The sequence below is a fragment of the Xanthomonas sacchari genome, assembly GCF_024266585.1.
GTDB lineage: Bacteria > Pseudomonadota > Gammaproteobacteria > Xanthomonadales > Xanthomonadaceae > Xanthomonas_A > Xanthomonas_A sacchari_C.
Map to the genome: position 1 here is coordinate 413,768 of NZ_CP100647.1, position 12,594 is coordinate 426,361.

The window sequence follows — 12,594 nt, forward strand, 5'->3', positions numbered from 1 at the left end:
CCTCCCGCACGCCGCATCGCGGCGCGCGGTCGAGGTGGCGCCAAGCATACGGGAAGGGCGGTGATGGCTTCATGGCACGGCGATGGGGGCGCTCAGCGGGGAGACACCGCGTTCGTCGAAGGCTTCGACGGCGAACACGTAGTCCTGGTCAACGTTCAGCGCGCGGATCTCCAGGTCGGTGCCGCGGTCGGCGAACACCTGGTAGGTGAGGGTGAGGCGGTCGGCGCGCAGGCCCCAGCGCACGTTGTAGCCGACGGCGCCGGGCACCGCCTGCCACTGCACATGGGCATTGCGGCGGTCTGCATCGCGGCGCGCGGCGACGCCGGTGGGTGCCGGCGGCGGGGCGCCGTCGGCGTTGCCGAACACGCGCAGGTCGCTGATCGCCAGATGGGCGGCGCCGACGTGGCCGTGCACGTAGCGGAGGTAGCGGGTGCGCACCGGCGCGGACAGTTGCAGGTAGGCGTTGGGCCGGTCGCGGCGGTCGGCGCCGTCGCCGACCTCGGCCAGTGGCAGCCAATGGCGGCCGTCGCGTGAGTGCTGCAGCCGGAACGCGGTGTAGATGTCCGGCGCATCGCCGTAGCGGCCGGCGCGGTAGTCGGCGAAGTTGACCTGCACCGCGCGCACGCTGCGCTCTCCGCCCAGGTCGACGGTGAGGGTCTCGCCCGGTGCGTTGCGCGCAGCCACCCAGTAGCTGCGTGGGTCCTCGTCGGTGGCGTGGTCGGCGGCGAAGCCGTCCAGCGTCGACGAGGCGCTGGCCGGTTTGCGGTAGGACAACAGCATCCAGCCGGTGAACAGCGCCTCCGGGTCGGCCACCGGGCCTTCCGGCATCCAGTGCGGGAAATCGCCGAAGCGGGTGGACACGCGCATCTGCCCGTCGGCGGAGAACGCGGCGGGGAACAGCACGATGCGCCGTTCGAAGGTCCAGTTGGCGCCGATCCAGGCGGTGCCGCTGTTCCACCAGTTGCCGTGCATGTCCTGGAAGGTGGAGCCGTGGCCGGCGCCCTGCATGAAGCCGCCAGGCTTGTATGCCACCGGGTTGTAGGCGGCGTAGGTGAAGGGGCCGAGCGGATGCTCGCCGACGTACACGCCGTTGGCGTAGACGTTGTACTCGCTGCCCGGTGCGCCGTACTGCAGGTAGTAGCGGCCGCCGGTCTTGGTCATCCACGCGCCTTCCAGGTAACTGCCGATCGGGCTGCCGTCGGGGAAGCGGGCGCCGCGGTGGTCGGGGCCGAAGCGCTCCCAGCCGTGCCGCGCCGGGTCCAGCGCGAGCAGCGGCGTCGGCATGCCGCGGAAGGCGACCCCTTGCGCGCTGCGGTCCATGGCGATGCCGTACAGCGGGTAGCGGTCCGACGACCCCCAGTACAGGTACCACTGGCCGTCGTCGTCGATGAACAGGTCCGGGTCCCAGGGGCCGGGCGGCACGTCGCTGAGCGGCCGGCCCTTCATTTCGGTGCCGATCGGCTGGGCGCGCGGCAGCTTGGGCAGCAGCCGGGTCAGGAAGTCGAGTTTGCCGCTGGCCGGGTCGCGGGTCTGCAGCAGCGGGCGCGGTTCGAAGGCCGATTGCATGATCACCAACCGGTCGCCGTCGGCGACCACCGCCGGCGCGACGATGCTCTCGAACGGCCAGCGGCTGGGCGTCACGAACTGCCAGTCGAGCAGGTTGCTGGAGCGCCAGTAGCCGTCGGCCAGGGTCTGGAACAGGTAGTAGGCATCGCCGAAGCGCACGAACACCGGGTCGGCGCCGGTGCGATAGGAGATGCCTTCGTTGAGTTGCTCGAAGTTGTAGCGGTAATCCAGGTCGATCGGGTTGGCGTAGCTGCGCGTGCCCGGCGCCTGCGCTGCGGCCAGCCCGGCGGACGCCAGCAGCGCCAGCGTTGCGAGTGTCCTGAACATGTCGATGGCCTTCCCCCGATGGCGGCGCGGCTACCGTAGCAAACGCCCGCACCCGCTGCGATGCGTCCGCCTGGAAGGCGCGCACGGAGTGCTTGGCGGGCACCTTGCATCACTGCGGGGACGCGTCCCGTAGGAGCGGCTTCAGCCGCGATGGGCATTCCCGGGAACGCCCGTCGCCGCTGAAGCCGCTCCTACCAGGGCAGGCGGCCTCCGGCTTGAGTGTCGCGGAAGCAGGTGATGCGCGGCGCCCGTGCGTCGCCTGTGCCGCGACGGCGACCTGCAGCGCACCGATCCGCGGACCTGTGCGTTTCGCCAGCGCGTGTTCGTGCCCGGGCGCGAACAGGACAGCCGGTTGCTGCGCCGACGCGCTGCCCGCATCGGCCTGCGGCGACGAACCCTGCATCCGGCTGAACGCCAACGCGGCACGGTCGGCAGTTTTCGCCCGTGGCGGTGGCGCGCGCGCCGGCGGATCGTGCAGCATGCCGCGGCGCGTTTCCTTCCCCCAGGACCTGTCCGCATGCGCGATGCCGCCGTTGCCGCTTCCGATCCCGTCGCCCTGGTCGCGGCGCGCCTGGAACGCCTGCCGCCGACCCGGACCCTGTGGCGCCTGGTCGCGCTGCTGGCGCTGGGCGGCTTCTTCGAACTGTACGACCTGTTCCAGACCGCCTACCTCAGCCCCGGCCTGCTGCGCGACGGGATCTTCGCCGAGGGCGCGGCCGGGGTGTTCGGCATCGCCGACCAGGCGGCGTTCGCCTCGGCGACGTTCCTGGGCCTGTTTCTCGGGGCGAGCCTGCTCAGCCCGCTGGTCGATCGCTTCGGGCGCCGCGCGGTGTTCTCCTTCGCGCTGCTCTGGTACAGCGTGGCCACCGTGGCGATGGGCCTGCAGCACAGCGCGCTGGGGGTGATCCTGTGGCGCGGCGTGGTCGGCATCGGCCTGGGGATCGAACTGGTCACCATCGACACCTACCTGTCGGAAATGGTGCCGCGGCAGATGCGCGGCGCGGCGTTCGCGCTGGCGTTCTGCGTGCAGTTCCTGGCGGTGCCGGCGGTGGCGCTGAGCGCCTGGGCGCTGGTGCCGCACGCGCCGCTGGGCGTGAGCGGCTGGCGCTGGGTGGCGTTGCTCAGCGGCGGCTTCGCGCTGGCGGTATGGTGGCTGCGCAGCCGCTTGCCGGAGTCGCCGCGCTGGCTGGCCACGCAGGGCCGGCATGCCGACGCCGACGCGGTGCTGCAGCGGCTGGAGGCGCGCTGCGCCGCGGACCTTGGGCGGCCGCTGCCGGCGCCGGAGCCGGAGCCGACGTCGGCGCCGGCCGTGGCGACGCCGAGACTGTCCCTGCTGTGGCAGGCGCCGTACCGGCGGCGCATGGCGATGCTGGTGGCCTTCCACATCTTCCAGGCGATCGGCTTCTTCGGCTTCGGCAACTGGTTGCCGGCGCTGCTGGCGCGGCAGGGCGCCGACAGCGTGCATGGGCTTGGCTACGCCTTCGCCATCTCGCTGGCCTACCCGCTGGCGCCGCTGCTGCTGCTGAGGGTGGCGCAGCGCTGGGAAAACAAGTGGCAGGTGGTGGCGTCGGCCCTGGGCGCGGTGCTGTTCGGCCTGCTGTTCGCCTGGCAGCAGCAGCCGCTGCTGCTGATCGCCTGCGGTGCGGCGGTGACCTTCTGCAATGCCTGGATGAGCTTCGCCTACCACGGCTACCAGGCCGAACTGTTCCCTACCGCGCTGCGCGCCCGCGCGGTGGGCTTCTGCTATTCCTTCAGCCGTCTGTCCACCGCCGCCAGCAGCCTGCTGATCGGCGTGCTGCTGGAGCGCAGCGGCCACCGCGGCGTGCTGGGCTTCATCGCCGCCAGCCTGGTGCTGGCCGCCGTGGTGGTGGGCCGGTTCGGGCCGCGCACCCACCAGCGCGCGCTGGAGCGGATCTAGGCGCGCAGGCACGGCCGGTTCCTGAACGTCCCGCACCGGTCATCGGCCCTCGACACCATGCCGCTGCCGCCCGGTGCATGCTGTCGCCTCCCTCGCCACGAGCTTCGGCCATGACCTCGCTACTGCCCGTTCCCGTGATGGACGCCGCCGACCACCGCGACCTGGCCCAGGCGCGCGCGCTGCTGGAACACCCGGGCCTGGCCGCGAAGATCGCCAATGCGGTGGGCGCGCCGATCGAGGCGCTGATCAGCAAGCGCATCCCCAAGCCGTTGTCCTCGCGCATCGATGCGGTCAGCCAGCGCGCGCTGCGGGTGGCGCTGCGCTCGGCGCTGCTGACCCTGCGTGCGCAGGCGCCGGAGCGCGCGCGCCCGCGCCTGCACGGTGCCGCGGTGGCGGCGACCGGCGCCGCCGGCGGCTTCTTCGGCCTGCCCGGGCTGGTGGTGGAGTTGCCTGTGACCACCACGCTGATGCTGCGCTCCATCGCCGATATCGCCCGCGCCGAGGGCGAGCGCCTGGACGACCCGGCCACCGCCCTGGCCTGCCTGGAGGTGCTGGCGCACGGCGGCCGCAGCCATCGCGACGACGGCAGCGAATCGGGCTACTTCGCGGTACGCGCGGCGATGGCGCAGCAGCTCAGCGCCGCGGCGCAGTACATCGCCGCGCACGGCCTGGGCAGCAAGGGTGCGCCGGTGCTGGTGTCGCTGCTGTCGCGCATCGCCGCCAAGTTCTCGGTCACGGTCAGCGAGAAGCTGGCGGCGCAGGCGGTGCCGCTGGTCGGCGCGGCCAGCGGCGCGCTGCTCAACACGGTGTTCATCTCGCACTTCCAGGCGATGGCGCGCGGCCACTTCATCGTGCGCCGGCTGGAGCGCCGCTACGGCGAGGCGGCGGTGCGCCAGGCCTACGAGGCCTTGCCCGCGGGGCGCTGAGCCGCGCCGGTGCCATATCGTGCTGGCCGCGGCGTGCGCGCGCTGGCACAGTGGCGGGTGTTACTACGCTTCTTTCAATCTCTTTGCCGCAGGTGCACGCCATGAAAACCCGCCACCGTTCCGACAGCGACGACGACCAGCCGCGGCTGGCGGTGCTGATCGACGCCGACAACGCGCAGCCGTCGGTGATCGCAGGCCTGCTCGCCGAGGTCGCCAAGTACGGCGTGGCCAGCGTCAAGCGCATCTACGGCGATTTCACCAGCACGCGCATGACCCAGTGGAAGCAGGCGCTGCTGAAGCACTCGATCAGCCCGGTACAGCAGTTCGCCTATACCAGCGGCAAGAACGCCACCGACAGTTCGCTGATCATCGACGCGATGGACCTGCTCTACACCGGCCGCTTCGATGGGTTCTGCCTGGTCTCCAGCGACAGCGACTTCACCCGCCTGGCGCAGCGCCTGCGCGAGGAAGGGCCGACCGTGTACGGCTTCGGCGAGCGCAAGACGCCGGACGCGTTCGTGCAGGCCTGCGACAAGTTCATCTACACCGAAGTGCTGCGCAGCGAGGCCAGCGCCGCCGAGCCGGCCAAGCCTGCCGCCGCGGCCGCCAAGCCGGCGGCCAAGGGCCGCAAGAAGCCGGCCGCGACACCGGCGAAACCGGAGCCGGCGCCGGTACCGACCGAGACCAAGGCGGCGGCGCCGCTGACCCTGCTGCGCCAGGCCATCGAGGAAGCCTCCGACGACCAGGGCTGGGCCGGACTCGGCAGCGTCGGCAGCTATCTGAACAAGGTGCGTCCGGATTTCGATCCGCGCCTGTACGGGCACAAGAAGCTCAGCGACCTGCTGCGCCGGCTGTCGGCGCACTTCGAACTGGAGGAGCGCGGCAACGAGGGCGGCGGCAAGCGCATCTTCGTGCGCTCGCGCGGATGAACCCGCCGCCGCCGCTTGCGCCGTGCCGTGGCGCCCTGGTCTGCTTCGGCGCGCACGGGTGCACGACACGATGAGCGATCGACCCTACGCCCCTTCCTGCGACCGCAATCGCGATCCGATCCTGCAGGTGCTGCAGCGGCACTTCGCCGACCGCCGCCGGGTGCTGGAGATCGGCAGCGGCACCGGCCAGCACGCGGTGCATTTCGCCGCGGCGCTGCCGCAGCTGACCTGGCAATGCAGCGAGCGCGCCGAGCATCTGCCCGGCATCGCGCAGTGGCTGGCGGCCGCGGGACTGCCGAACACGCCGCCGGCGCTGGCGCTGGACGTGCGCGAGGGGCCGTGGCCGCGCGCCGGCTACGATGCGGTGTTCACCGCCAATACCCTGCACATCATGGGCTGGGATGCGGTGCAGGCGTTCTTCGCCGGCGTCGGCCGGCTGCTGGCCGACAGCGCCGACGGCATGCTGGTGGCGTACGGGCCGTTCAACTACGGCGGCGCCTTCACCAGCGACAGCAACCGCGACTTCGACGCGTGGCTGAAGGCGCGCGATCCGGCCAGCGGCATCCGCGATGCCGAGGCGGTGGACGCGCTGGCGCGGGCGCAGGACCTGGTGTTGCAGGAGGATGTGGCGATGCCGGCCAATAATCGCTGCCTGGTCTGGCGCCGCGGGTAGGCGCGGCCGGCCGCGGCCGCGTATCCGGCCAGGGCGTGTGCGAACGCCTGGCGTCGTCATCGCCGCGTACGCATGTCGCCACACATCCACCGCGGTGTGCGGACGCGGTTTGTCTTGCACCGCGTGGTGGCCCGCGATGCGTCGTGGATCACGCGCAATGCCGGCTGCGGCGGTACGGATGGCTGCTTACTGCCATGCTGCACAGCAACGTGTTGGAACGCCCAATCTGAGGGCGTCAGCTCAGCAATGTCGTCGCGATGTTGTGCCTGATCGCCGCTCGCTGGCAAAGCCGCGGAGATCCCGCTGCGTCGAGGCCGGGCAATGCCATGCCACCGCCCTGACGTCCACGTGTTGCGTCCAGGTGACGATGGCGCACCGCCTCCCTCATGGCGAATTCACCGCGATGCCACGGCGGATTCACCGCGCGCTTGCCACTGTGCGCCGACACCCGCCGCCGCCAGACGTGCCTGCGGCCGGTGCTTCCTTCATTCGCGACGGAGCGTTCTCATGGACAACAACGACAAAGCCCGCGATCTCAATCGCGACCCGATCTCCGGCACGCCGGGCTCGCATCCGGTCGGGGTCGGCATCGGCGGCACCGCCGGCGGCGTGGCCGCCGGCGCGCTGGCCGGCACCGTGTTCGGGCCGCTCGGCACCTTGATCGGCGCGGCGGTCGGCGTGGTCGCCGGCGCGGCGGCGGGCAAGGGCGTGGCCGAGCGCATCGACCCCACCGGCGAGGACGCGTACTGGCGCGAGGAGTACCGCAACCGCGACTACGCCAAGGCCGATTACGACTACGACCGCGACTACGCCGCGGCCTACGGCCTGGGCCTGCAGGCGCGCGAGCAGGATCCCTCGCGCAGCTGGGACGAACACGAGCGCGAACTGTCGCACGATTGGGGCAAGCGCCGCGGCGACTCGCGCCTGGAATGGGACGAGGCACGGCTGGCCGCACGCGATTCCTGGGAGCGTGCCGATGCCACTTACCGCACCTACGAGGACAGCGACCGCTACTACGCCGAGCGCTTCGACAGCGTGGACTACCGCGGGACCGACAGCAGCTACGACGACTACCGCCCGGCCTACCGCTACGGCGTGCAGGCGCGCAGCCGCTACCGCGACCGCGTCTGGGACGACCGCCTGGACTCGGATCTGGAAAGCGGCTGGGAACGCGTCAAGGACCGCTCGCGGCTGAGCTGGGCGCAGGCCAAGGCCGCCGTGCGCGAAGCCTTCGATTCGGATCGCTACGATCGCCCCGGCCGCGGCAATCCGCCCGATCCGCGGGTCTGATGTCGCCGCGCGTTCGGTCGGGATGCCGCCAGCGGCGCCCGATTGAATCGCGGCTTCCTTCGACGCAGCGGCCGCATGCGCGCGGCCGCTGCGTCGTATGTGGGAATGTTTTCTGTGGGAGGGACTTCAGTCCCGACGCGCGGTGTTTCCGGTACCTGAGAATCAGGACCACGCGACCTTGCCACACGGGCAGTGGTCCAAAGATGTTCCCCGGAAGTCATTCGGCAGTCCGGCGCGATGACGACATCCGAGGTCGCGGCTGAAGCCGCTCCTACGCAAAGCGGATGATGGTGTTGCAGGAGCGGCTTCAGCCGCGAGGCTTCTACGCCGCACACCAAGCATCCCGCGGCCTGCGTCATCGCCACGAACCGGCACCGCCCCCCACGGCGATGCCGACGTGACGGGCTGCCTCAGGCCGCCTGCACGATATGCAGCGCCTTCGGATTGCGCCAGGTCGCCAGCAGCCGCGCTTCGCGCTGCTTGGCGTCGTGCAGGTGCGCTTCCTTGACGTGGCCATAGCCGCGGATGTGTTCCGGGATGCTGGCGATCTGCACCGCCAGCGCCAGGTTGTCCGCCTGCAGCCGCTGCAGCAGTTCGTCCACGGTGGCGACGTAGTCCACGATCAACTGCCGTTCGCCGCGCCGCTCGGCGCTGTAGCCGAACACGTCGAAGGCGCCGCCGCGCAGCCGGCGCAGCTTGGCCAGCCACTTGAACGCAGTGAACATCCACGGGCCGTATTCGCGCTTGCGCAGCCGTCCCTGCGCGTCCTTCTTCGCCAGCAGCGGCGGCGCCAGGTGGAAGCGCAGGCGGTAGTCGCCTTCGAACTGCGCCTGCACCTGCTGCGCGAACGCACCGCTGGTGTACAGCCGCGCCACTTCGTACTCGTCCTTGTAGGCCATCAGCTTGAACGCGTAGCGCGCCACCGCTTCGGTCAGCGCGGTCGAGGCCGGGGCGACGCGCTGCTCGGCGGCACGCACGCGTTCCACCAGCGCGGTGTAGCGCGCGGCGTAGGCGGCGTCCTGGTAATCGACCAGGAAGGCATGGCGGCGCGCGATCAACTCGTGCAACGAGCGCGACAGGCGGCTGTCGTCCAGCGGCGCGTGCCCGGCCTCGCCGCTGTCGGCGGCCGCCGGCAGCTCGCGCGGCGGACGCGGGTTGGACGGATTGCGCGGCGCGGCGCTGGCGCCGGCCTCGTGGCCTTCCCACTCGCCCGGCGGCAGTTGCTGCAGGCCCGGCGCCTGGCCGTCGCGCTCGGCCGCGGCCGGGTCGGGCAGGCCGGCCGCGCGCTGCACCGCCGGCAGGTCCAGCGCCGCCAGGCGGCCCCAGGCGAAGGCCTGCTGGTTCATCGCCACCGCCGCGCCGTTGAGCTCGATCGCGCGCATCAGCGCCGCATGCGACAGCGGCACCAGGCCCTGCTGCCAGGCGTAGCCGAGCATGAACAGGTTGCTGGCGATGGCGTCGCCGAGCAGGGCGGTGGCCAGTTGCGTGGCATCGAGCAGCAGCGGATCGCGCCCGCCCAACGCCAGGCGCACGCCGGCGACGATCTCGGCCGCCGGGAACTGCATGTCCGGATGCGTGGTGAAGGTGCCGGGCATCGCCTCGTAGCTGTTCAGCACCACCTGCGAGCGGTCGCCACGCACTTTCGACAGCGCCCAGTAGTCGTTGACCACCACCATGTCGCAGCCCAGCACCAGGTCGGCCTCGCCGGCGGCGATGCGCACCGCGTGCAGGTCCTCCGGCTGCCGCGCCAGGCGGATGTGCGTGGTGACCGCGCCGCCCTTCTGCGCCAGGCCGGTCTGGTCGAGCACGCTGGCGCCCTTGCCCTCCAGGTGCCCGGCCATGCCCAGCAGTGCGCCGATGGTGACCACGCCGGTGCCGCCGACGCCGGTGATGAGGATGTTCCAGGGCTGGCTCAGGTCGCCGCGGAAGGTCGGTGCCGGCAGTTGCGCCAGCAGCGCCGCGGCGTCGGCCTTGCGGCCCTTGCGCGGTTGCCCGCCATGCACGGTGACGAAGCTGGGACAGAACCCGGACACGCAGGAGTAGTCCTTGTTGCAGCTGGACTGGTCGATCTGGCGCTTGCGCCCGTATTCGGTCTCCTTCGGTAGCACCGACACGCAGAAGCTCTTCTCGCCGCAATCGCCGCAGCCTTCGCAGACCAGCGAGTTGACCAGCACGCGCTTGGGCGGATCGACCAGCTTGCCGCGCTTGCGTCGGCGCCGCTTCTCGGTGGCGCAGGTCTGGTCGTAGATCAGCACGCTGGTGCCCTTGACCTCGCGCAGGCGCCGCTGCACCGCGTCCAGCTCGCTGCGGTCGTGGAACTCCACGTCGCTGGGGAACAGCTCGCGGCGCCGCGTCCACTTGCCGATGTCGTCGCTGACCAGGGCGATGGTGTGCACGCCTTCGGCGCGCATCTGCTGGGCGATGTCGGGCACGCTGAGGGTGCCGTCCACCGGCTGCCCGCCGGTCATCGCCACCGCGTCGTTGTAGAGGATCTTGTAGGTGATGTTGACCCCGGCGGCGATCGACTGGCGGATCGCCAGCGAGCCGCTGTGGAAGTAGGTGCCGTCGCCCAGGTTCTGGAACACGTGCGGGGTGTCGGTGAACGGCGCCTGCCCGGCCCAGGTGACGCCTTCGCCGCCCATGTGGGTGAAGGTGTCGGTGGCGCGGTCCATCCACGTCACCATGTAGTGGCAGCCGATGCCGGCCATCGCCCGCGACCCCTCCGGCACCACCGTGGAGGTGTTGTGCGGACAGCCGGAGCAGTAGTGCGGCACGCGCGGGAAGTTGGCGCGCGGCAGCGCCATCTCCGCTTCCTTGGCGTCCATCCAGCGCAAGCGCTGTTCGATCGACGCGGTGTCGAGCGCGGCCGACTGCGGCAGGCGCAGGATGCGCTTGCCGATCACCCCGGCGATGGTGGCCGGGGTCAGTTCGCCGGTGGACGGCAGGATCCATTCGCCGGCCTCGTCGTACTTGCCGACGATGCTCGGGCGCGGGCCGGCGCTGGCCGGCCAGTTGTAGAACTGCTCCTTCATCTGCCGCTCGATGAAGGCCTTCTTCTCCTCCACCACGACGATGTCCTGCAACCCGCGCGCGAACGCGGCGATGCCCAGCGGCTCCAGCGGCCAGGTCATGCCGACCTTGTACACGCGGATGCCGATGCGCGCGCAGGCGTCCGCGTCCAGGCCCAGGTATTCCAGCGCCTGCAGCACGTCCAGGTAGCTCTTGCCGGTGGTGACGATGCCCAGCCGCGCCTGCGGCGCGTCCATCACCGTGCGGTCGATGCCGTTGGCGCGGGCGAAGGCCTGTGCGGCGCGCACCGCGTAACGGTGCAGGCGCATTTCCTGGTCCAGCGGCGGATCCGGCCAGCGGATGTTGAGGCCGCCCGGCGGCAGTTCGAAATCCTCCGGCAACACGATCTGCCGCGCGAACGGGTCCACCTGCACCGAGGCCGAGGATTCGACCGTCTCGGCGATGGTCTTGAAGCCGATCCAGCGCCCGGTGTAGCGGCTCATCGCCCAGCCGAGCAGGCCCATGTCGAGGATGTCCTGCACCCCGGCTGGATTGAGCACCGGCATCATCGCGCTGACGAACTCGTCCTCCGAGCCGTGCGGCAGGGTCGAGCTGCGGCAGGCATGGTCGTCGGCGGCCAGCGCCAGCACGCCGCCGTGGCGCGAGGTACCGGCGGCGTTGCCGTGCTTGAACACGTCGCCGCAACGGTCCACGCCCGGGCCCTTGCCGTACCACATGGCGTACACGCCATCCACGCGCGCGCCGGGGAACAGGTTGGTCTGCTGCGTGCCCCAGACCATGGTCGCGCCCAGGTCCTCGTTGAGCCCGGGCTTGAACACCACGTTGGCCGCGTCCAGGTGCTTGCGCGCGCGCCACAGTTCCAGGTCGAACCCGCCCAGCGGGCTGCCACGGTAGCCGCTGACGAAGCCGCCGGTGTTCAGCCCGGCGGCGCGGTCGCGCAGCTGCTGCATCAGCGGCAGCCGCACCAGCGCCTGCACGCCGGACAGGTAGATGCGGCCGTCGGTACGGGTGTACTTGTCTTCCAGCGTGTAGCCGGTATCCACGCCGTCGGCAGCCGCTGCGGCGGGGGAGGACGATGGACGCGGATCGGCGATGCGGTTCATGGCTTGCCCGGAAATGGAAGGCTGGCGGGCGCGCAGCATTCGCCGCGCGCGATCGCCCTGATTGTATCAGCGGCGATTTTTGCGCCCGTTCTCGTCCATGCCGGCGTGGGGCGGGGTAGGATTGGCCCTGGGTGAGGGGATCACCTCCAGGGGATTGCAGCAGTGAAGGCATACACATACGCAGTGGCCGCGATGCTGGCCTGCATCGGTCTGGCCACCGCGGCCAGCGTGCGGGCGCAGGCATTGCCGGCACCGAAAGAGTTCTATTTCGACGAGGACCGCGGCACCACCCGTCCGGTCACCGCCATCGCCGGCAGCGGCGAGGCGCTGGTGGATCGTCTGGCCAGTACCGTGCAGCGCGACCCCAACGCCAACGAGGCGCGCGCGCAGCTGGCCGGCATCGCCATGGCCGGCGGTCGCCAGGAACTGGGCGAGCAGTTGTACCAGGCCGCGCTGCATGGGCTGCCGGCCGGCGTGCAGCGGCGCCAGGTGCAGTGGAACTATGGCTGGGACCTGCTGCGTGCCGGCGACCCGGCGCGCGCGCTGGCGCAGTGGAGCGCCCTGGTCAACGGCCGTCCGGCGGCGCCGGATTGGATCCCGCCGACCCTGGCGCTGGTGTTGTGGCGCTTGCAGCGCAAGGACGAGGCGGTGAAGTGGTACGCCGCGGCGGTGCGGACCTGGCCCGACAAGTGGGGCGCGGGCGCGGATTTCGCCGCGTTGCTGCCGGCCTGGCGCGACGACGAACGCGCCACCCTGGCCGAGGTGCAGGCCGCCTGGAAGGCAGCGCCGCCGGCCTGGCCCTGACGGGCGCGCAACGCGCCATCTGAGGCGG

8 protein-coding genes are annotated in these 12,594 nt (G+C 71.3%); 6 read left to right on the plus strand and 2 right to left on the minus strand.

What is annotated here, in order from left to right:
- Positions 1 to 69 precede the first annotated feature (69 nt).
- On the minus strand, positions 70 to 1,893 hold the full coding sequence (locus NKJ47_RS01645) for a family 43 glycosylhydrolase (protein ID WP_254459842.1): 1,824 nt from the start codon (positions 1,891 to 1,893) through the stop codon (positions 70 to 72).
- A gap of 517 nt (positions 1,894 to 2,410) precedes the next feature.
- On the opposite strand from NKJ47_RS01645, the gene NKJ47_RS01650 reads away from it, so the two are divergent.
- The 5 genes from NKJ47_RS01650 to NKJ47_RS01670 all read left to right on the plus strand — a co-directional run bounded on the left by NKJ47_RS01650 (position 2,411) and on the right by NKJ47_RS01670 (position 7,629).
- Entirely contained in the window at positions 2,411 to 3,811 is a 1,401-nt protein-coding gene (locus NKJ47_RS01650; RefSeq protein WP_254459843.1) for an MFS transporter, read from the plus strand.
- Between the two features lie 110 nt (positions 3,812 to 3,921).
- On the plus strand, positions 3,922 to 4,737 hold the full coding sequence (locus NKJ47_RS01655; protein ID WP_254459844.1) for an EcsC family protein: 816 nt from the start codon (positions 3,922 to 3,924) through the stop codon (positions 4,735 to 4,737).
- A gap of 101 nt (positions 4,738 to 4,838) precedes the next feature.
- On the plus strand, positions 4,839 to 5,666 hold the full coding sequence (locus tag NKJ47_RS01660) for an NYN domain-containing protein (protein ID WP_254459845.1): 828 nt from the start codon (positions 4,839 to 4,841) through the stop codon (positions 5,664 to 5,666).
- Positions 5,667 to 5,736: 70 nt separating this feature from the next.
- The gene (locus NKJ47_RS01665) at positions 5,737 to 6,339 is read left to right on the plus strand and encodes a DUF938 domain-containing protein (protein ID WP_254459846.1); all 603 of its coding nucleotides are present in this window, start codon (positions 5,737 to 5,739) and stop codon (positions 6,337 to 6,339) included.
- Positions 6,340 to 6,846: 507 nt separating this feature from the next.
- Entirely contained in the window at positions 6,847 to 7,629 is a 783-nt protein-coding gene (locus tag NKJ47_RS01670; protein WP_254459847.1) for a hypothetical protein, read from the plus strand.
- A gap of 410 nt (positions 7,630 to 8,039) precedes the next feature.
- On the opposite strand, the gene NKJ47_RS01675 is transcribed toward NKJ47_RS01670, so the two are convergent.
- Complete coding sequence (locus NKJ47_RS01675) at positions 8,040 to 11,762, minus strand: indolepyruvate ferredoxin oxidoreductase family protein (protein WP_254459848.1); 3,723 nt, start codon at positions 11,760 to 11,762, stop codon at positions 8,040 to 8,042.
- 192 nt (positions 11,763 to 11,954) lie between these two features.
- Here NKJ47_RS01675 and NKJ47_RS01680 point away from each other — a divergent pair, with 192 nt between their 5' ends.
- The gene (locus NKJ47_RS01680; protein WP_254461300.1) at positions 11,955 to 12,566 is read left to right on the plus strand and encodes a tetratricopeptide repeat protein; all 612 of its coding nucleotides are present in this window, start codon (positions 11,955 to 11,957) and stop codon (positions 12,564 to 12,566) included.
- Positions 12,567 to 12,594 lie beyond the last annotated feature (28 nt).

What these genes read in the sequence shown, in the direction of transcription:
- NKJ47_RS01645 (WP_254459842.1), bottom strand. Translation starts at nt 1,893, where the DNA reads ATGTTCAGGACACTCGCAACGCTGGCGCTGCTGGCGTCCGCCGGGCTG.
- NKJ47_RS01680 (WP_254461300.1), top strand. Translation starts at nt 11,955, where the DNA reads ATGCTGGCCTGCATCGGTCTGGCCACCGCGGCCAGCGTGCGGGCGCAG.
- NKJ47_RS01665 (WP_254459846.1), top strand. Translation starts at nt 5,737, where the DNA reads ATGAGCGATCGACCCTACGCCCCTTCCTGCGACCGCAATCGCGATCCG.
- NKJ47_RS01670 (WP_254459847.1), top strand. Translation starts at nt 6,847, where the DNA reads ATGGACAACAACGACAAAGCCCGCGATCTCAATCGCGACCCGATCTCC.
- NKJ47_RS01655 (WP_254459844.1), top strand. Translation starts at nt 3,922, where the DNA reads ATGACCTCGCTACTGCCCGTTCCCGTGATGGACGCCGCCGACCACCGC.
- NKJ47_RS01650 (WP_254459843.1), top strand. Translation starts at nt 2,411, where the DNA reads ATGCGCGATGCCGCCGTTGCCGCTTCCGATCCCGTCGCCCTGGTCGCG.
- NKJ47_RS01675 (WP_254459848.1), bottom strand. Translation starts at nt 11,762, where the DNA reads ATGAACCGCATCGCCGATCCGCGTCCATCGTCCTCCCCCGCCGCAGCG.
- NKJ47_RS01660 (WP_254459845.1), top strand. Translation starts at nt 4,839, where the DNA reads ATGAAAACCCGCCACCGTTCCGACAGCGACGACGACCAGCCGCGGCTG.